This is a genomic window from Ruegeria sp. L12 (assembly GCF_056531745.1).
In genome coordinates, this window is sequence record NZ_JBQFMH010000004.1 from 97541 (window position 1) to 117149 (window position 19609).

Here is a 19609-nt window from a genome sequence, read left to right on the forward strand (position 1 = left end):
AGATCCATGGCCGACGAAGACGCCACAGAAAACACCGCGGCCCAGGCCGCCCCGCAGGTCCAGATGCGCGTGCTGGGACAGTTCATTCGCGATTTGTCCTTTGAAAACGTGATGGCGCAAAAAGGCGTCTCGGGTGACGTACAACCCGAGATTTCGGTTCAGGTGAATCTGGATGCCAAGAAACGCCCGGCGGATCACCAGTTCGAGGTTTCGGTAAAGCTGAACCTGAAATCCAAAGCCAAGGGCCTGGAAGATATCCTGTTCCTGTGCGAGCTTGACTATTGCGGTCTGTTCCACGTGGAGGGCGTGCCCGAGGATCAGATGCATCCGTTCCTGATGATCGAATGCCCGCGCATGCTGTTCCCATTCCTGCGCCGCATTGTCAGTGATGTCACCCGTGATGGCGGCTTCCCGCCGGTGAACCTCGACAATATCGACTTCGTGGCGCTGTATCGCAACGAACTGGCACGCCGTCAGGCCGCTGCACAGGCACAGCAGGCCGACGCCTGATCGCTTCTGACCCGCGCGTGGCCTGGGTCAGGCGCGGGTCCACAGGGCGTTTTCGCCCAGTTTCTCGACAAATTGCTGATGTGCCGCACGCTCGTCTTCGGTGATCCGGGACGGCAAAGCCGATGGCCGTGCCGTCGGGCGCCATTCATCTGCACCTCCGGCTGCATTTGAAGCCGCGGTCGACAGACCAAAATCGGGCTGACGCCCGCCGATCAGTTCAAGATAGACCTCGGCCAGAATTTCCGAGTCGAGCAGAGCGCCGTGCAGCACCCGGTTCGAGTTATCGATGTCAAACCGGCGGCACAGTGCATCCAGCGAGGCAGGCGATCCCGGGAACCGCTTGCGCGCGATGGCCAGTGTATCGATCGCCTGATCCATAGGGATCAGCGGAACACCCATCCATTTGAGTTCCGCATTCAGGAATTTCATATCGAACGCGGCGTTGTGGATCACCAGCTTGGCGTCGCCCACAAAATCCCGAAATCCCTGGCCCACCTTAGCGAAGACGGGCTTATCCTTCAGCGTGACCTCGCCCTTTTCCGGCGGGCGTGGATTTTCCAGCAGGTCCGGGCCGATACCATGCACGCCAAACGCCTCTTCCGGCATCGACCGTTCAGGGTTGATATAGACGTGATAGGTCTCGCCCGTGGCCACATGATTCCACAGCTCAACCGCGCCGATCTCGACAATCCGGTCGCCGCTTTCGGGGTCAAAGCCTGTGGTTTCGGTATCGAGCACAATCTCACGCATCTGCCATCCCCGCCTGTATCTGCCTGATCACATCCTGCACCTGCGCGCGGGCGTGGTCCAGAGTGTCCGTCACGATCACGAAATCCGACCGCGCACATTTCTCGGCATTTGGCATCTGTTTGGCGCGAATCTGTTCGAACTGCGCCTCGGTCATCGTGCCGCGCTCCATCACCCTGCGTTTTTGTTCTTTTGCCGGGATCGACACACAGGCAACGGCATCCATGGCGGCATCGCCTCCGGTCTCGAATAGCAAGGGAATGTCAAAGACCAGAATATCCGCCGTCGCCGTCGCGCGGAAGGCGGCCCGGTCCGCAGCAACCAGTGGATGCACAATCGCCTCGATCCGCCTCAATGCAGTGGCGTCCCCCGCGATGATCCGCTTCAACGCATCCCGGCTGACCACGCCGTCGATAACGGAACCGGGGAAGGCCGCGCGCATCGGCTCGACAGCAGCACCTGTGTCAGAATACAGCCGATGCACCGCTGCGTCCGCGTCCCACAACGCACAGCCCTCATCCACGAACATCTGCGCCGTGGTGCTTTTGCCCATTCCGATCGAGCCGGTCAGACCCAGCGCAAAGCTCATGCCAGCACAGCCGCGCGCAGATCGTCATCCACCTCGGGACGGATACCGAACCAGCGTTCAAATCCCGGAACCGCCTGATGCAACAGCATGCCAAGCCCATCGACCGTGGTGCAGCCAGTCTCTTCCGCGGTTTGCAGTAGGCGGGTTTTCAGCGGTGCATACACCAGATCGGTGACCACTGCACCGGGCTGCAACCCATCCAGCGGCACGCGTAGTTCCGGCTGGCCCTGCATCCCCAGCGAGGTCGTATTGACCACCAGTTCGGCGTTTTCGATCACATTGCCGGCCTGCACCCAGTCGACCACAGTGATCCGCTGCCCGAATTCCTCTTTCAGGTGGTCGGCACGGGTGCGGGTACGGTTGGTCAACAGAATCTCGGGCACACCAGCCTCCGCCAAAGCCTGCAATACAGCACGCGCGGCCCCGCCTGCGCCAAAGACAACCGCAGGCCCGTCGGATGGATTCCAATCCGGCGCGCCTGAGCGCAGGTTCTGCATGAACCCGTAACCGTCGGTGTTATCCGCATGGATCGAGCCATCTTCCCGGAACACCAGCGTATTCGCGGCCCCGATCACCGACGCCCGGTCCGAGACATGATCAGCCAACCTGAGCGCGGCTTCTTTATGCGGCACGGTGACATTGGCTCCGACAAACCCGGCCTTGGGCAAACTGCGCAAAACCGTCTCGAGGTCAGCCGGGGCAACGTCCATGGGGATATAGTGCCCGCGCAGCCCATAGGATTTCAGCCAATACCCATGAAGTGTAGGAGATTTGGAATGCGCAATCGGATGCCCGATCACACCGGCCAGAGGAATTCGGTTTTCTGTCATTGATCAATAACCCCTTTGACGGCCAGAAAATTCAACAGCTCCAACAGAGGCATACCCAAGACGTTAAAATAGTCCCCGTCAATGGTGGCGAACAGGCGCACGCCTTCCTCTTCCAGCTTGTAGGCGCCGACCGCATGGCGGATGCTATCCCAGTTGCGGTTTATATAATCGCGCAGATAAGCATCCGAACTCATCCGCATCCGCAGACGGACCTGACCGACATGCCGCCAGATCGGCTCGCCATCCTGATAGATCACGGCGGCAGAAAGCAGCATATGACGTTTGCCCCGCATCGCCTTCAATTGCGCCAGCGCGTCTTCGGGGGTTTCAGGCTTGGAAAGCAATCGGCCTTCGAAATCCAGCACCTGATCACATCCCAGAACCATTGCGCCGGGGAACTTGTCGCTGACCTTGCGCGCTTTCATCTCGGCCAGAGTGTCGGCAATATCGCGGGGTGCGGCCTGTTCGGCCAGCAACGCGCGCTTGGCAGTATCCTCATCCACGCGGGCGGTTTGAACCGTAAACGGCACTCCTGCATTGCGCAGCAGTTGCGCGCGGATTTCCGAACCCGAGGCCAGAACGATGGGGACAGACATGTGGAAAACCCCGTGTGCAAATCGATGACTGTTCTGGGGTGGTTTGTATGGTTTTCCGGTTGACACGCAACCCCGGGAATTTCGCCAAAAACTTCTCCGAGTCGCCCGGAGACTATCCAGCCGGGACAAGGATAAGTTTCATCCTCGGGATAACCTGAATGTCCCAGGTTGTTCCGCTGGTTATCCACATCGCCTTATATTCATAACCATGGTAATTTATTGTTTTTAAATGATAATAAATATACTCAACAGAAACACGACACCCTGCCGTGAACTTATCCATGCTGGGGAAAACAGATGGGTAAATAAGTAATCCACGGATTCTGATCACCCTACAAAACCATCATCCTTTTTCTTTTCATATTTTTTTATTAGGGAGGGTTCCGAACAACGTTCGGAGCCGGAATGACCGATCTTCTTTTCTCGATCTATCCATGGGTGAAAGCACTGCACATCATGGCCGTGATTTCTTGGATGGCCGGATTGTTTTATCTACCCAGACTGTTTGTTTATCATGTTGAAAAGGCGCAGGCGGTTGAGGGCGCAGAGCAGATATTCTTTGAAATGGAAGAAAAGCTGCTGCGTGTAATCATGCGCCCGGCGATGGTTGTGGCGTGGGTCTGCGGGCTGATCATGGTGTTCACCCCCGGCATTGTCGGGTGGGACTGGTCATGGCCCTGGATAAAGGGCGCGGCCGTGATCGGGATGACCTGGTTCCATCATTGGCTGATGGCCCGGCGCAGGGATTTCGTAGAGGGGCGAAATAAGCTCACTGGACGGCAGTATCGCATGATGAACGAGGTTCCGACCATTCTGATGGTTGCCATCGTCCTGGCGGTTGTTCTGAAGTTCTGAGGGCCTGTTTGACTCGGGCGGCTGTAGCGCTTATGTAAGGTGTCAACACGCCCGTCCGGGCGGCGTATCTTCCGTACTGAAATTCCACTTCGTGCCGCGCGTCAGCGGTGAAGGTATATATCATGTCCACTGAATCCCTGAATTTGGCCGACCTGAAGGCCAAAAGCCCCAAAGACCTTCTGGCCATGGCCGAAGAGCTGGAGATCGAAAACGCCTCGACCATGCGCAAGGGCGAGATGATGTTCCAGATCCTGCGCGAACGCGCGGATGAGGGTTGGACCGTTGGCGGCGATGGCGTTCTGGAAGTGCTGCAGGACGGGTTCGGTTTCCTGCGTTCGCCCGAGGCCAATTATCTGCCGGGTCCTGACGACATCTATGTCTCGCCCGACATGATCCGCCAGCACTCGCTGCGCACCGGCGACACGGTGGAAGGGGACATTAAAGCCCCGGATGAGAACGAGCGGTATTTTGCGCTGATCAAAGTTACCAAGATCAACTTTGAAGAGCCCGAGAAAGCCAAACACAAGATTCTGTTCGACAACTTGACGCCGCTGTACCCCGATGAGCGTCTGAAGATGGAGATCGAAGATCCGACCATCAAGGACAAGTCGGCCCGGGTGATCGATCTGGTTTCGCCCATCGGTAAAGGCCAGCGGTCGCTGATCGTGGCGCCACCCCGGACCGGTAAAACCGTCATCCTGCAGAACATCGCGCATTCGATCGAACAGAACCACCCGGAGTGTTACCTGATCGTCCTGCTGATCGACGAACGCCCCGAAGAGGTGACCGACATGCAGCGCTCGGTGAAGGGGGAGGTTGTGTCATCGACATTCGACGAACCGGCAACCCGTCACGTGGCGGTGTCCGAGATGGTGATCGAAAAAGCCAAGCGTTTGGTCGAACATAAACGAGATGTTGTAATTCTTCTCGATTCGATCACAAGACTTGGTAGGGCATTTAACACTGTGGTGCCTTCTTCGGGTAAAGTTCTGACCGGTGGCGTAGACGCAAACGCTCTGCAACGTCCCAAGCGGTTCTTTGGTGCTGCGCGGAATATCGAAGAGGGCGGTTCGCTGACCATCATCGCCACTGCGCTGATCGACACCGGCAGCCGGATGGACGAGGTGATCTTTGAAGAATTCAAAGGCACCGGTAACTCGGAAATTGTTCTGGACCGCAAGATCGCGGACAAGCGCGTATTCCCGGCCATCGACATCCTCAAATCTGGTACCCGGAAAGAGGATCTGCTGGTCGACAAGGGCGATCTGGCCAAGACTTTCGTGCTGCGCCGCATCCTCAACCCGATGGGGACCACCGACGCAATCGAATTCCTGTTGTCCAAGTTGAAGCAGACCAAGACGAACTCGGAATTCTTCGACTCGATGAACACCTGACGCCGGTCCGGCACTGACGCGGGGGCTATGCATGGATACGATATTCGCCCTGGCCAGCGCCCAGGGTAAAGCAGGTGTAGCGGTTATTCGCCTTTCGGGGCCTGAAGCCCATGAAGCGGCAAATGTTCTTGCGGGTGGCGGATTGCCACCACGCGGGATGCATTTGCGCACGCTGCGCACGCTTGACGGCGCGCGTCTGGATGATGGCTTGGTACTGACCTTTCAGGCACCGGCCAGCTTTACCGGCGAAGATGTGGCTGAGCTGCAAATCCATGGCAGTACCGCTTCGGTTGATGCGGTGTTGCGCTGCCTGTCGGACATGGCCGGTCTGCGATTGGCAGAACCGGGCGAGTTCACGCGCCGGGCATTGGAAAATGGCAAGATGGACCTGACGCAGGTCGAAGGGCTTGCTGACCTGATCGACGCTGAAACCGAAGCGCAGCGCAAACAGGCGCAGACCATTCTGGCCGGTGCGCTCGGATCCCTGGCTGAGGGCTGGCGACGAGACTTGATTCGCGCGGCGTCATTGCTGGAAGCTGTGATCGATTTTGCCGATGAAGAGGTGCCAACCGACGTCACCCCTGAAGTGCGCAGCCTGATCTCTGGCGTGAAGGCGGATCTGACGCGCGAGGCCTCCGGGGTTCAGATTGCTGAGCGAATCCGTACCGGATTTGAGGTGGCCATTGTTGGTCTTCCAAATGCCGGGAAATCAACATTGCTGAATGCTCTGGCGGGTCGGGAAGCCGCGATAACCTCGGAATACGCGGGTACCACGCGCGATGTGATTGAAGTTCGGATGGATTTGGCGGGATTGCCTGTCACCCTGTTGGATACGGCAGGGCTGCGCGAAACCGAAGATCATGTCGAAAACCTTGGAATCGAGCTCGCGCGCAATCGCGCCGAATCTGCTGACCTGCGCGTGTTTCTGACTGATGACCCGAATGCGTTGGGTATTGCGATGCAGGCGGACGACATTCATGTTTTACCCAAGTCCGATCTGCGTGAAGGCTCTGCAGATGGTATATCGGGTAAAACAGGGCAGGGGATCGATAGACTCATAAACAACATATCGCGTGTGTTGAATCAACGTACCACCAGCCATGGTATTGCGACGCGAGAAAGGCACCGCGCTGCCATGATGCGCGCCAGTGAAGCACTGGCTGCTGCGCAGGCGGTTCTGAAATCGGGCCCCGATATGTATGATATAGCAGCGGAAGAACTGCGGACTGCCATTCGCGCACTTGAATCCTTGGTGGGCAGGATAGACGTTGAAACTCTTCTTGATGAGATATTCGCTTCGTTCTGCCTGGGTAAATAAGGAGTGTTTCACGTGAAACATTCAGACTTTGACGTTGTTGTGATTGGTGCCGGCCACGCCGGAGCTGAAGCTGCCCATGCTGCTGCACGTATGGGTGTTTCGACGGCGTTGGTTACCTTGTCTGACAGGGATATCGGCGTGATGTCGTGCAACCCTGCGATCGGAGGACTTGGTAAAGGTCATCTGGTCAGAGAAATCGATGCGCTTGATGGGGTAATGGGCCGTGTTGCAGACAAGGCCGGGATTCAATTCCGTCTTTTGAACCGTCGCAAAGGTCCGGCCGTGCAAGGACCGCGCGCGCAGGCTGACCGCGCTTTGTATCGGGCGGCAATGGTTGATGAGACGCGGCACCAACCGAACCTGACGATCATTACTGGTGAGGTGACCGACTTTCAGTTAGATGGAAATCGTGTTACGGGCGTTGTTCTTGCGGATGGGTCTGAAATTTCATCAAAAACTGTGATCCTGACATCAGGAACCTTTTTGCGCGGCGTGATTCATATTGGCGACGTATCAAGACCTGGCGGCCGTATGGGGGATCGCCCTTCGGTAAAGCTGGCAGAGCGTTTGGATGGGTTCGAACTTCCGATGGCGCGCCTGAAAACAGGTACACCACCGCGACTGGATGGCCGAACAATCGATTGGGATAACCTCGAACGACAGGACGGCGATCCGGAGCCAACACTGTTTTCGTTCCTTTTCAAATCCGTTTCGGCGCCTCAAATTGCCTGCGGTATTACCCATACCAACGCACAAACCCATGAAATCATTGAGCGCAACCTGACGCGATCTGCGATGTATGGTGGTCATATTGATGGGGTCGGACCCAGATATTGCCCCTCGATCGAGGACAAGATCGTCAGGTTCGCAGATAAGGACTCGCATCAGATATTTCTGGAGCCTGAGGGTGTAAATGATCACACCGTTTATCCTAACGGTATTTCGACCTCGTTACCCGAGGATGTGCAACGGCAATATGTGCATTCGATCAAAGGGCTTGAGCGCGCAGAGATCCTGCAGCCGGGTTACGCGATTGAATACGACTATGTCGATCCGCGCGTACTGACCGCGTCCCTGTCGCTTCCTGATGTTCCTGGCCTATATCTTGCGGGTCAGATCAATGGGACCACAGGATACGAAGAGGCGGCAGCACAGGGGCTGGTGGCGGGATTAAACGCTGCATGTGAAGTTAAGGGACGGGAACCGGTGATGTTCACACGTTCCAATAGCTATATCGGTGTTATGATCGATGACCTGACAACGCGTGGTGTCGCTGAACCATATCGCATGTTCACGTCGCGGGCCGAATTCCGACTGTCCCTTCGTGCAGATAATGCGGACCAAAGGCTGACCCCATTGGGCATTGATATCGGGTGCGTGGGAGAACACCGCTGGGCCGTATTTTCGGAAAAGTCAGATAAGCTGCAGGATACTAAGGCAAAATTGACCGAGCGGACATATACCCCGAAAGAAGTTCGTGCTGCAGGCATCGACGTCAACCAGGACGGAAATCGTCGGGATGGTATGGCGGTTCTTGCATTTCCGGATGTCACCTTCGAAGATCTGATAGCGCTTGATCCGGAGTTGGCCGACACGGATACCGAGACGCGTCGCCAGATTGAACGTGATGCGCTCTATGCTAACTATATCGCTCGGCAACAGAGAGATGTTGAAGCCATGAAGCGTGACGAATCCTACGTGATTCCAAGGGATTTTGACTATTTCGGGCTTGATGGCCTTTCGGCAGAAATGAAGCAAAAACTGTCTCAGGCGAAGCCGGAAAACATCGCGCAAGCTGGGCGGGTCGAAGGTGTGACGCCAGCGGCGCTGACTCTTGTTCTGGCAAAGCTTCGTCGCGATATGAAAGTACGAAAAGCATGAGCGAAGAAAAGGGTGCAACACCTGACGCTCTGGATGTTTCACGTGAAACATTTGATCGGCTGAGTACATATGTCGATCTGGTTGAGCGCTGGAATCCAAAAATAAACTTGGTTTCCCGAAATAGCCTGAAGGAAATCTGGACCCGACATATTCAGGATTCGATTCAGGTGTTTCATTGCGCAAACCCGGCAAATCATTGGGTTGACTTAGGTAGTGGCGGGGGATTTCCCGGTTTGGTTTGTGCAATTATGGCGCAAGAGGTCGCGCCCATTATGCGTTTTACGCTTGTCGAGAGTGATCAGCGCAAAGCAGCATTCCTGCGCAATGCGGCACGCGAATGTGGTGCGAACTGCAAAGTCCTATCTCGGAGAATCGAGGCAGTCGAATCGTTGCAGGCAGATATATTATCGGCCCGTGCGCTCACAGATTTGTCTCGGCTATTGTCCTTTTGCGACAGACATTTAGCGCCAGACGGCATTGCTTTGTTGCCAAAAGGCGTAAGCTGGAAAAAAGAACTGGACGATGCGCGCAAGGAATGGAATTTCAATGCCGAGCCGATTACAAGTTTAACTGAACCCCAAGCCGTTATCCTTAGGATCAAAGGAGTCACTCGTGGTTGATCTGTCTCGCCCCACCGGGCCCCGGATTATCGCGGTCGCCAATCAGAAGGGCGGAGTGGGAAAGACAACGACAGCGATCAATCTGGCCGCTGGTTTGGCCGAGGCCGGATGCAAGGTTCTGGTCGTTGACCTTGATCCGCAGGGCAATGCGTCGACAGGTTTGGGTGTCGAGGATCGGGATTGGACGACCTATGATCTTATCCTGGATGATGCCCCGCTTGAGGCGGTCGTTCAGGAAACCGAGATCGGAGGTCTGTTTGTCGTCCCGGCGACTGTGGATCTTAGTTCGGCGGATATCGAACTGATTTCGAACGAGAAACGCAGCTATCTGCTGCATGATGCCCTGCGTCAGACCGCGATAGACGGTTTTGGGTTTGATTTCGTTCTGATCGATTGTCCGCCCTCTCTGAATTTGCTCACCGTGAACGCGATGGTTGCGGCGCATTCGGTGCTTGTGCCGCTGCAGAGCGAGTTTTTTGCTCTTGAGGGTCTGTCTCAGCTGATGTTGACCATTCGAGAGGTGCGGCAGACCGCTAATCCTGACCTCAGAATCGAAGGTGTTGTGTTGACCATGTATGACAACCGCAACAACTTGTCCCGTCAGGTCGAAAAGGATGCGCGTGACAATCTGGGTGAGATGGTATTTAAAACCAAAATACCCCGGAATGTGCGGGTCAGCGAGGCGCCGTCTTATGCGCTGCCGGTTTTGCAGTATGATTCCGGGTCTCTGGGGGCGATGGCTTATCGGCATCTGGCCCGCGAGATCATGCACAAGAACAACAAAATAGCCGCTTAAGCGGTCGTCAGGAGGGCATAATGAGCGTCAAGAAAAGCAAATCCCGTGGGTTGGGTCGCGGTTTGTCGGCGCTGATGGCTGATGTGGCGCCCGAAGCGGATGGCCGGATTTCAGCCGCGCCGCGCCGCCCGGATCTGAAGGTCCCGATTGAGAAATTGCAGGCCAACCCGGATCAGCCGCGCCGCCGGTTCGCACAAGAGCAGCTGGACGAGCTTGCAGCCTCGATCAAGGAAAAGGGGATCATTCAGCCTCTGATCGTGCGCAGCATCTCGGGTGGGCAGTACGAGATTGTTGCGGGCGAACGTCGCTGGCGCGCGGCTCAGATGGCGCAACTGCATGAAATTCCAGTCATTGTGCGAGAATTTGATGATACCGAGGTGCTGGAAGTCGCCATCATCGAAAACATCCAGCGTGCTGATCTGAACGCAGTGGAAGAAGCTGCCGGTTTCAAGCAATTGATGGACCGGTTTGGCCACACGCAGGAAAAACTGGCCGAGGCCTTGGGTAAGAGCCGCAGTCACATCGCCAATCTGCTGCGCCTGCTGTCATTGCCGATGGATGTGCAGACCTTGGTCATTGAGGGTAAGCTTTCAGCGGGTCATGCACGCGCCCTGATCACTGCGGAGAATCCCTCGGAACTGGCGAAACAGGTGGTTCGGGATGGACTGTCGGTGCGTGCGACCGAAGCTCTGGTGAAGAAGCAGCAAGGCGGGTCTGACAAGCCAGCGCCACGGTCCCGGGATCTGAATGCGGGCAAGGATGCGGATACAAGAGCGCTTGAGAAGGACCTGTCGGCCATTCTGGCGATGAAAGTGGCGATCAACCACAAGGCCGGATCGGAAACTGGGCAGGTTGTGTTGACCTATGAAAACCTGGATCAGCTGGATGATCTGTGTGCCAAGCTCAGCCGTTAGGGCGGGTCCAGATAAAGGCCATAACACAACCAAGCACCACGGCCTGGATGATCAGGACGTGGCTCGGAACCGAAATCAGCGCTGAGAAGCCAAATACGGCAGCAACCGAAACGGTGGCTGCCTTTTTTGCCGCTGGGCGGATTGCGCCCGAGCTTTGCCAGTCAACGATCATGGGTCCGAAGGTACGGTGCGTCAGCAACCAATTGTGCAGCCGCGACGATGAGCGGGCAAAGAAAAACGCGGCCAGCAGAAGGAACGGGACGGTCGGAAGCAATGGCAAGGCAACACCAATCATGGCAAGCGCAACGCAGAGCAATCCCAGACCGGCCCAGAGGTACTGCATAATCTACTCCAACAATTCCCGGATAACGGCATTCAGAATTGCACGCCCATCGGCGGTTGCGCACAATCGGTTATTTTCGATGGAAATCATGCCTAATTCAGCCAGAGATCTAAGCTTGTCCTGCGGTAAAGTCGCGTTCGACAGCGCATGATATCGATCTATATCTAGGCCTTCGGAGATTCGAAGACACATCATAAGGTATTCAGCAGCCTGATCCTGTAGGCTAAGCTCTGACCGATGGCTTTCCCCGGAACCGTCCTTTGCAGCATTGAGCCATTTTGACGGGGCCAGATGCGTCTCGGTCGCGAATTTATGACCGTTCAGTGTGACCCGCCCGTGCGCGCCGGGGCCGATGCCGACATAATCGCCATAGCGCCAATAGATAAGGTTGTGCTGCGATTCCGCGCCGGGACGGGCGTGGTTTGACACCTCATAGGCGGGCAGGCCATGCGCTTCGCAAATCTCCTGCGTGGCCAGATACATATCGGCGGCGTTGTCGTCTTCGGGCAGGCCGCGCAGCTTGCCCACCGCATAACGGTCACCGAAGGCGGTGCCGTCTTCGATGGTCAACTGGTAGAGAGACAGGTGATCAACGGCCATCGAAAGCGCTTCGGTCAGTTCTGCGCGCCAGTCGTCCAGCGTTTGGTGCTGGCGCGCATAGATCAGGTCAAAACTGACGCGATCAAAACAAGTGCGGGCGATGTCGAAGGCCGCGCGCGCCTCGGCGACGGTATGAATGCGGCCCAGACGGCGCAGGTCTTCGTCATTCAGGGCTTGCACGCCCATTGAGATACGATTGACCCCCGCGTCACGATAGGCTGCGAACCGCCCGGCCTCGACCGAGCCGGGATTGGCCTCAAGCGTGATTTCCATGTCGTTGGCGGGCCGCCAGATGGCGCGGGCGGCATCGATGATGGCAGCAACGGTTTCAGGGGCCATCAGCGACGGCGTACCGCCGCCGAAAAAGATCGTGTTCAACACCCGGTCCGGCGTTTCAGCGGCAGAGCGGCCCAGTTCGCTCAGATAAGCTTTAAGCCATTGTTTTTGAACAATACTTTTTGAAACATGACTGTTGAAATCGCAATAGGGGCACTTGGCCTCGCAAAAGGGCCAATGCACATACAGGCCAAAGCCCCCGTTGCGCCAATCATCCGCCAAAACAGCCTTTCACGAACATCTCCACCGCGCGTCCGCGATGGCTGATCTTGTTCTTTTCCCAGCGATCCATCTCGGCAAAGGTAATGTCATGGCCGTCGGGGACAAACATCGGATCATAGCCGAACCCGTCTTTGCCGCGGATCGGCCAGGTCAGATGGCCGGGGGCGATGCCCTCGAACACCTCGTCATGACCGTCGGGCCAGGCCAGTACCAGAGTGCACCGGAATTGCGCGGTGCGCGGATGCGGGGCGTTCTTCGCCTCCAACTCGGTATGCGCGCGAGTCATCGCCATCAGGAAATCGCGGCCATTGCCGGTCTCGGCCCAGTCGGCGGTGTAGACCCCCGGCGCGCCGTCCAGCGCGTCAATGGTAATGCCGGAATCGTCCGACAGCGCAGGCAGGCCGGTGGCCCTGGCAGCGGCGTGAGCCTTGATCCGGGCATTGCCGACGAACGTGTCCTCGGTTTCTTCCGGTTCAGGCAGGTTCATCTCACTCACACCGATAACGGTCACGCCAAAGGGTTCCAGCAGATGCGCCATCTCCTCAAGCTTGCCTTTGTTGTGGGTGGCCACCAGCAGCTTGTCGCCGACGAACCTGCGGGTCATGCGGTGGCGGCCTTTTGCGCGGCAGCCAGTTCGCCCACACCTTTTTCTGCCAGATCCATCAGCTGATCCATCTGCGCGCGGCTGAACACCGAACCCTCAGCGCTCATCTGCACTTCGATCAGCTTACCCGAGCCGGTCATGATGAAATTGCCATCCACGCCGGCCTCGCTGTCTTCGGGATAGTCGAGATCAAGAACCGGCTGACCGGCATAGATGCCGCAGGACACGGCGGCGACCGGATCGACCAGCGGATCGGAAATCACGTCGCCCGCCTTCATCAGCTTGTTCACAGCCAGACGCAGCGCCACCCAACCGCCGGTGATCGAGGCGCAGCGGGTGCCGCCATCGGCCTGAAGCACGTCGCAGTCCACGGTGATCTGCCGTTCGCCCAATGCAACCCGGTCCACGCCTGCGCGCAGGGCACGCCCGATCAGGCGCTGGATTTCCACCGTGCGGCCGCCTTGCTTGCCCGAGGCCGCCTCGCGCCGCATCCGGGTATTGGTGGCGCGGGGCAGCATGCCGTATTCGGCAGTGACCCATCCCAGACCCGAGCCCTTGATGAACGGCGGCACGCGATCCTCGATGGTGGCGGTACACAGCACATGGGTGTCGCCCATCTTGATCAGGCAAGACCCTTCAGCATGTTTGGTAAAGCCCGTCTCGATTGAAACGGCGCGCATTTCGTTTAGATCACGTCCTGAGGGTCGCATGGGAATTCCTTTATCTACTGGGTTGGGGATAACGCCCCGCAGCATTACGATGCAACCCCGATTGACCTTTCATTTGCCTGCGATTTAATGACGATCCAGCAGGGGACCGCCGATGAGCGAAGCGAGCAAAATTCTGAACGAGATGAATGACCGGTCGCGCGAAGTGTTCCGGCTGATCGTCGAGAGCTATCTGGACAGCGGCGAGCCCGTCGGCAGCCGCACCCTGACCCGCACCCTGTCGGAAAAAGTCAGCGCCGCGACCGTGCGCAACGTGATGCAGGATCTGGAGTTTCTGGGCCTGCTCGACAGCCCGCATGTCAGTGCGGGCCGGATTCCGACGCAACAAGGTCTGCGCATGTTCGTGGATGGCTTGCTTGAGGTTGGTGATCTGGGCGCAGATGATCGGCAAAAGCTGGATGAGACTTTAGGCTCTAACGCAGGCGATGTGGGCGGGATGCTGGACCGGGTCGGCTCAGCCCTGTCACACGTGACACATGGCGCGTCGCTGGTGTTGACGCCCAAGCATGAGGCAGAAATCAAACATATCGAGTTTGTTTCGCTGGCGCATGACCGTGCGCTGGTGGTGCTGGTGTTCTCGGACGGTCAGGTGGAAAACCGCCTGTTCACACCGCCGCCGGGGCAGACGCCCAGCTCGATGCGCGAGGCGGCGAATTTCCTGAACGCATTGATCGAAGGCCGCACCCTCAGCGAAGTGCGCCGTCAGATGCAAAGCCAGATTGCCGCGCGGCGGCAGGAGATCGACCTGCTGGCACGCGACATGGTCGAAAGCGGCATGGCGGCCTGGGACGGTGACGGGGGCGACTCGGCCCGGTTGATCGTGCGCGGGCGGGCGAATCTGCTGGGTGAGCCCGGTCAAGCCGAAGAGCTGGACCGAATCCGCACCCTGTTTGACGATCTGGAACGCAAACGTGACATCGCTGAATTCCTTGAATTGACCGAAGAAGGCGAGGGTGTGCGCATTTTTATCGGCTCTGAGAACAAACTTTTCTCACTTTCGGGTTCCTCTTTGGTGGTGTCTCCATATATGAACGCTGATCGTAAGATAATCGGTGCGGTTGGGGTCATCGGGCCCACACGTCTGAATTACGGACGGATCGTGCCGATCGTGGATTATACGGCGCAACTGGTTGGGAAGTTGATTTCCGACCGGAGCTAGAGGGTAAGAGATGGCAGAGCCCAAGAACGAAGATTTTCTGGACGATATCATGGCGGCCGAAGCGGAAGAGCTGGCCGAGGAATTTGCTGAGATCAGCGAAGAGGCGCTGGAGCTTGATGAGCTGCGCGCCGAGCGGGACGATTACAAAGACAAGTTCATGCGTGCGCTGGCCGACGCAGAGAATGCCCGTAAACGCGGCGACAAGGCGCGTCGGGATGCCGAGCAATATGGCGGATCGAAACTGGCCCGCGACATGCTGCCGGTTTACGACAACATGAAACGAGCGCTTGAGGCCGCGACCGATGAGCAGAAAGAGGTTGCCGCAGGTCTGCTGGAAGGCGTGGAACTGACCATGCGGGCGCTGAAGGATGTTTTCCAGAAGCACGGGATTGAGGTGATCACGCCCCAGGTCGGCGATCGGTTTGATCCGAATGTGCATGAGGCGATGTTCGAGGCACCCGTGCCGGGAACCCGTGCCGGTGACATCATTCAGGTCTCGGCCGAAGGGTTCATGCTGCATGACCGCTTGTTGCGTCCGGCGCAGGTTGGCGTGTCCTCGACGCCCGCAAGCTGATTGGCCTCTGCGAGGCCAAGCCTTCGGCGAGAGTATTTTTGAAAAGATGAAGGGGCGGTCAGGATCTGACCGCCTCTTTCAGTTTGTAGATGAGGTCAAGGGCTTCGCGTGGGGTGAGTTCGTCGGGCTGGATGTCGGCCAGCATGTCGGTGACGGGTGACGCCTTGGGTGCGGGCGGCGGTGGCGGCGGCGCGGCGGAGAATAGCGGCAGATCGTCGATCAGGGCCTTTTGCTTGCCGCCTTCGCGTTCGGTTTTCTCCAATTGGTCCAACACGATGCGGGCGCGGTCAACGACGGATGCCGGCAGGCCCGCCAGTTGCGCCACCTGCACGCCGTAAGAGCGGTCGGCGGCGCCCTTGTGTACCTCGTGCAGGAAGATCACCTCGCCTTCCCATTCCTTGACTGCGACGGTGGCGTTGTCGACGCCTTCCAGCTTGCCGGCCAGTGCGGTGAGTTCGTGGTAATGGGTGGCGAACAGGGCGCGGCATTGGTTGGCGGCGTGCAGATGTTCCAGCGTAGCCCAGGCGATGGACAGGCCGTCATAGGTTGCAGTGCCGCGCCCGATCTCGTCGAGGATCACCAGCGCGCGGTCATCGGCCTGATTCAGGATGGCGGCGGTTTCCACCATTTCGACCATAAAGGTCGAGCGGCCCCGCGCCAGATCGTCCGACGCGCCGACGCGGCTGAACAACTGGCTGACCACACCGATATGGGCCTGTTCCGCCGGAACATAGCTGCCCATCTGGGCCAGCAGAGCGATCAGCGCGTTCTGGCGCAGGAAAGTCGATTTACCGGCCATATTGGGGCCGGTCAGCAGCCAGATCGCCGCGCCCTGATCGGCAGTCAGGTCGCAATCATTGGCGATGAAAGCATCGCCGTTTTGCTGGCGCAGCGCGTATTCCACCACCGGGTGTCGACCGCCCTGCATATTGAAAGCGCGCGAGGTGTCGACCTGTGGGCGGCACCAGTTCTCTCCGCGCGCCAGATCGGCGAGGGCGGTGGTCAGGTCCAGCTCGGCCAGCCCTCGGGCGGCCTGATTCAGTCGGGCAGCGAGGGTCAGGATTTTGCTAGAAAGTCTTTGATAGAGCCGCTTTTCGATCTCCAAAGCCAGATTGCCCGCGTTCAGGATGCGGGTTTCGATCTCGGACAGTTCGACGGTGGTGAACCGGACCTGATTGGCGGTTGTCTGTCGGTGAATGTAGGTTTCGCTGAAGGGCGGGTTAAGCATTTTTTCGGCATGGGTGGCCGTGGTTTCGATGAAATAGCCCAGCACGTTGTTGTGCTTGATCTTCAGCGACTGGATGCCGGTGTGCTCCGCATATTTCTGCTGGAATCCTGCAATGACTGAACGGCCTTCGTCGCGCAGCGTGCGGGCTTCGTCCAGTTCGGTGTCAAAGCCAGGGGCGATGAAACCGCCGTCGCGGGCCAGCAGGGGGGGCTCGGCAATCAGGGCCTCGTCCAACAGGGTCAGAAGGTCATCGAAGCCGACAAGGTTCTGCACGGCGGTGGCCAACAGTACGGGCAGGTCCTGAGTGCTGCAGGTTTCGGCGATGGCCGCCGCTTGGGTCAGGCCATTGCGGATGGCGGCCAGATCGCGAGGGCCGCCGCGATCAAGTGACAGGCGGGACAGGGCGCGGTCCAGATCGGGGGTTTTGCGCAAGGCCTCACGCAGGTCCGAGGTGGTCAGGCTGTCTTCGGTTGCAAATGTCACCGCATCCAGCCGGGCATGGATCACATCCAGATTGCGCGACGGGCTGGACAGGCGCTGCTCCAGCAGCCGCGCTCCGCCCGGGGTGACGGTGCGATCGACCACCGACAACAGCGATCGGGCGCGGCCACCGGACAGCGACCGGGTCAGTTCCAGATTGCGGCGTGTGGCGGCGTCGATCTGCACCACACGATCCTCGGATTCCTTCAGTGGTGTTTGCAGCAGGGGCAGTTTGCCCTTCTGGGTGATTTCCAGATAGTCGATCAACGCACCCATGGCCGAGACCTCGGCGCGTCCGAAGGCACCGAAGGCATCCAGCGCGCCCACGTGAAACAGCCCGCAGATGCGCTTTTCCGCAGCTGTGCTGTCGAAACTGGCGCGCCCGATGGGGGTCAGCGAGATGCCCAGATCGCGCACCGGTTCGTGCAGTTTATCCTGCACCCCGTCGGCCACGATCAGCTCGGATGGGGCCAGCCGCGCCAGTTCCGGGCTGAGCCGGACCGAGGTCAAAGGCATCACGTGAAACGCGCCGGTCGAAATATCGGCCCAGGCCAGCGCGGCCTCATCCCGAACCTCGGAATAGGCGGCCAGAAAGTTGTGGCGGCGGGCTTCCAGCAGGGCGTCCTCGGTCAGGGTGCCCGGGGTGACCAAACGCACGACATCGCGCCGAACCACAGATTTAGAGCCTCTTTTCTTCGCCTCCGCCGGGCTTTCCATCTGTTCACAGACGGCCACACGGAACCCTTTGCGGATCAGCGTCAGCAGATAGCCTTCGGCGGCATGCACCGGTACACCGCACATGGGGATGTCGTCGCCATTGTGCTTGCCGCGCTTGGTCAGGGCGATGTCCAGCGCCTCGGCGGCGTTGACGGCGTCTTCGAAGAACATCTCGTAGAAATCGCCCATACGATAGAACAGCAGGGCGTCGGCATGGGCCTCTTTGATTTCCAGATATTGTGCCATCATTGGGGTGACACCACTGGATTCTGATTTTGCCATTGGCCATCCTACCTAAACTTGGCGAAATTATCGAAATTATTTGGATTGCAACTAATTTCAGTAACTTCTAACACTTCGACATGGATCAGATCGCCAATCCTTACACGCCCGGTGCCGGGACACCTCCGCTTGTACTTGCCGGACGTGACGACATCTTGCAAGCCGCCGAGACCGCGCTGAAGCGGATCAAGATCGGGCGTCCGGGCAGATCGCAGGTGTTTTTGGGCCTGCGAGGGGTCGGCAAGACCGTGCTTCTGAACCACGTCTTCAATGCCGCCGAAGACGAAAACTTCTTCACTGTCAAAATCGAAGCCCCTGAAAACGGTGATTTTGCCCAGCGATGCTTTCCGGAGCTCAAACGTATCCTGCTGCGCCTGAGCCCGCAGAAAAACCTGCGGCATAAGCTGGACAAGGCGGGAACCGCGATGCGCAACTTTGCATCGGTGTTCCAGTTGTCCTTCGAAGGGTTTGAGTTCGGTGCAACGGCCAGCCCGGGAATTGCCGATACAGGTGATTTTGAAACTGACTTTTCGGAAATGATGCGCCTGGTGCTGGAGGCGGCGCAAGCTGCCGACCGGCACGTGGCACTATTTGTGGATGAAGTGCAGTATCTGTCGTCGGAAGAATTGGCTGCAATCACCGTCACCTGCCATGATGCGGCGCAGCGGCGGTTGCCTTTTGTGTTTTTTGGGGCCGGTCTTCCACAGATTGCCAAGCTGGCCGGGGATGCAAAATCCTATGCCGAGCGGTTGTTCGAATTCCCCGAGGTTGGATCCCTGGACAATGAAGCTGCGACCGAGGCGCTGGTGAAACCTGCCCGCGATGAAGGCGCGGACTACAACCCGGATGCAGTTCAACAGGTTCTGGATCGATCTAGGAATTACCCCTATTTTTTGCAGGAATGGGGATCGCATATTTGGATTGCAGCAGAGACATCCCCCTTTACGATCGAGAATGTCAAAGAGGCCGAGCAATCCCTGATCCGGCACCTGGACGCCAGTTTCTTCCGCGTGCGGTTTGATCGGTGCAAGCCTGTGCAGCAGAAATATCTGCGGGCAATGGCGGAATTGGGTCCGGGGCCCTACGCGACCGGTGATATCGCAGCCGCATTGGGATGTGAGCCGTCGCAGGTTGCAGCCACACGTGCCCAGCTGATCCAGCTTGGCATGATCTGGAGCCAGCGACATGGTGAAACCGCATTTACCGTGCCGCTCTTTGACGAATTCATGAGACGCCAGATGCCCGAACTGGTTAAACACACGCCCAAGAAACGAAAGTCGTAGCCC

The 19609-nt window shown here is 58.0% G+C and carries 20 protein-coding genes; 11 read left to right on the forward strand and 9 right to left on the reverse strand.

Annotated elements, in window-relative coordinates:
- The first annotated feature begins 6 nt into the window (after window positions 1-6).
- On the forward strand, window positions 7-510 hold the full coding sequence (gene secB, locus ACR0K9_RS08210; protein WP_480534904.1) for a protein-export chaperone SecB: 504 nt from the start codon (window positions 7-9) through the stop codon (window positions 508-510).
- A gap of 27 nt (window positions 511-537) precedes the next feature.
- On the opposite strand, the gene dnaQ is transcribed toward secB, so the two are convergent.
- The 4 genes from dnaQ to ACR0K9_RS08230 are packed head-to-tail and all read right to left on the reverse strand — an operon-like array spanning window position 538 to window position 3272.
- Complete coding sequence (dnaQ, locus tag ACR0K9_RS08215) at window positions 538-1260, reverse strand: DNA polymerase III subunit epsilon (protein WP_480822215.1); 723 nt, start codon at window positions 1258-1260, stop codon at window positions 538-540.
- Complete coding sequence (gene coaE / locus ACR0K9_RS08220; protein ID WP_480822217.1) at window positions 1253-1846, reverse strand: dephospho-CoA kinase; 594 nt, start codon at window positions 1844-1846, stop codon at window positions 1253-1255. The genes dnaQ and coaE overlap by 8 nt, the downstream gene beginning before the upstream one ends.
- Complete coding sequence (locus ACR0K9_RS08225; protein ID WP_480822219.1) at window positions 1843-2676, reverse strand: shikimate dehydrogenase; 834 nt, start codon at window positions 2674-2676, stop codon at window positions 1843-1845. The genes coaE and ACR0K9_RS08225 overlap by 4 nt, the downstream gene beginning before the upstream one ends.
- Window positions 2673-3272 carry a Maf family protein gene (locus ACR0K9_RS08230; RefSeq protein WP_480822221.1) on the reverse strand — a complete coding sequence of 200 codons (600 nt, stop codon included), beginning with the start codon at window positions 3270-3272 and terminating at the stop codon, window positions 2673-2675. The genes ACR0K9_RS08225 and ACR0K9_RS08230 overlap by 4 nt, the downstream gene beginning before the upstream one ends.
- A 405-nt stretch (window positions 3273-3677) precedes the next feature.
- Here ACR0K9_RS08230 and ACR0K9_RS08235 point away from each other — a divergent pair, with 405 nt between their 5' ends.
- The 7 genes from ACR0K9_RS08235 to ACR0K9_RS08265 all read left to right on the forward strand — a co-directional run bounded on the left by ACR0K9_RS08235 (window position 3678) and on the right by ACR0K9_RS08265 (window position 11050).
- Window positions 3678-4127, forward strand: a complete 450-nt coding sequence (locus ACR0K9_RS08235; protein ID WP_480534914.1) for a CopD family protein — start codon at window positions 3678-3680, stop codon at window positions 4125-4127.
- Window positions 4128-4249: 122 nt separating this feature from the next.
- Window positions 4250-5521 (forward strand): transcription termination factor Rho, encoded by a 1272-nt coding sequence (rho, locus tag ACR0K9_RS08240; protein ID WP_480534916.1) that lies wholly within the window; start codon window positions 4250-4252, stop codon window positions 5519-5521.
- A gap of 31 nt (window positions 5522-5552) precedes the next feature.
- Window positions 5553-6839, forward strand: coding sequence for a tRNA uridine-5-carboxymethylaminomethyl(34) synthesis GTPase MnmE (gene mnmE, locus ACR0K9_RS08245; RefSeq protein WP_480822223.1), 1287 nt, complete (start codon window positions 5553-5555; stop codon window positions 6837-6839).
- A gap of 12 nt (window positions 6840-6851) precedes the next feature.
- Window positions 6852-8720 carry a tRNA uridine-5-carboxymethylaminomethyl(34) synthesis enzyme MnmG gene (gene mnmG / locus ACR0K9_RS08250; protein ID WP_480822225.1) on the forward strand — a complete coding sequence of 623 codons (1869 nt, stop codon included), beginning with the start codon at window positions 6852-6854 and terminating at the stop codon, window positions 8718-8720.
- Window positions 8717-9340 carry a 16S rRNA (guanine(527)-N(7))-methyltransferase RsmG gene (rsmG, locus tag ACR0K9_RS08255; protein WP_480822227.1) on the forward strand — a complete coding sequence of 208 codons (624 nt, stop codon included), beginning with the start codon at window positions 8717-8719 and terminating at the stop codon, window positions 9338-9340. Before mnmG ends, rsmG begins: the two co-directional genes overlap by 4 nt.
- Window positions 9333-10136, forward strand: a complete 804-nt coding sequence (locus ACR0K9_RS08260; protein WP_480822229.1) for a ParA family protein — start codon at window positions 9333-9335, stop codon at window positions 10134-10136. The genes rsmG and ACR0K9_RS08260 overlap by 8 nt, the downstream gene beginning before the upstream one ends.
- A 20-nt stretch (window positions 10137-10156) precedes the next feature.
- Window positions 10157-11050 carry a ParB/RepB/Spo0J family partition protein gene (locus ACR0K9_RS08265; protein ID WP_480822231.1) on the forward strand — a complete coding sequence of 298 codons (894 nt, stop codon included), beginning with the start codon at window positions 10157-10159 and terminating at the stop codon, window positions 11048-11050.
- Here ACR0K9_RS08265 and ACR0K9_RS08270 read toward each other — a convergent pair.
- Genes ACR0K9_RS08270 through rph form a run of 4 tightly spaced genes read right to left on the reverse strand, consistent with a single transcriptional unit; the run spans window position 11040 to window position 13865 of the window.
- A complete protein-coding gene (locus ACR0K9_RS08270; protein WP_480534928.1) occupies window positions 11040-11393 on the reverse strand; it encodes a YbaN family protein in 354 nt (117 codons plus the stop codon). The two genes, ACR0K9_RS08265 and ACR0K9_RS08270, sit on opposite strands and share 11 nt — an antisense overlap.
- Before the next feature lie 3 nt (window positions 11394-11396).
- On the reverse strand, window positions 11397-12551 hold the full coding sequence (gene hemW / locus ACR0K9_RS08275) for a radical SAM family heme chaperone HemW (protein WP_480822233.1): 1155 nt from the start codon (window positions 12549-12551) through the stop codon (window positions 11397-11399).
- Window positions 12541-13155 (reverse strand): RdgB/HAM1 family non-canonical purine NTP pyrophosphatase, encoded by a 615-nt coding sequence (gene rdgB, locus ACR0K9_RS08280; RefSeq protein ID WP_480822235.1) that lies wholly within the window; start codon window positions 13153-13155, stop codon window positions 12541-12543. Before rdgB ends, hemW begins: the two co-directional genes overlap by 11 nt.
- Window positions 13152-13865 carry a ribonuclease PH gene (rph, locus tag ACR0K9_RS08285; RefSeq protein ID WP_170712218.1) on the reverse strand — a complete coding sequence of 238 codons (714 nt, stop codon included), beginning with the start codon at window positions 13863-13865 and terminating at the stop codon, window positions 13152-13154. Before rph ends, rdgB begins: the two co-directional genes overlap by 4 nt.
- A gap of 112 nt (window positions 13866-13977) precedes the next feature.
- Here rph and hrcA point away from each other — a divergent pair, with 112 nt between their 5' ends.
- Window positions 13978-15042 carry a heat-inducible transcriptional repressor HrcA gene (hrcA, locus tag ACR0K9_RS08290; RefSeq protein WP_480822237.1) on the forward strand — a complete coding sequence of 355 codons (1065 nt, stop codon included), beginning with the start codon at window positions 13978-13980 and terminating at the stop codon, window positions 15040-15042.
- A gap of 10 nt (window positions 15043-15052) precedes the next feature.
- Window positions 15053-15616: a nucleotide exchange factor GrpE gene (locus tag ACR0K9_RS08295; protein ID WP_480534936.1), complete on the forward strand. Its 564-nt coding sequence runs from the start codon at window positions 15053-15055 to the stop codon at window positions 15614-15616.
- Window positions 15617-15674: 58 nt separating this feature from the next.
- On the opposite strand, the gene mutS is transcribed toward ACR0K9_RS08295, so the two are convergent.
- Complete coding sequence (gene mutS / locus ACR0K9_RS08300) at window positions 15675-18290, reverse strand: DNA mismatch repair protein MutS (RefSeq protein ID WP_480822661.1); 2616 nt, start codon at window positions 18288-18290, stop codon at window positions 15675-15677.
- 113 nt (window positions 18291-18403) lie between these two features.
- Between mutS and ACR0K9_RS08305 the strand changes: the two genes are divergently transcribed.
- Complete coding sequence (locus ACR0K9_RS08305; protein ID WP_480822239.1) at window positions 18404-19606, forward strand: ATP-binding protein; 1203 nt, start codon at window positions 18404-18406, stop codon at window positions 19604-19606.
- The last annotated feature ends 3 nt before the right edge of the window (window positions 19607-19609 follow it).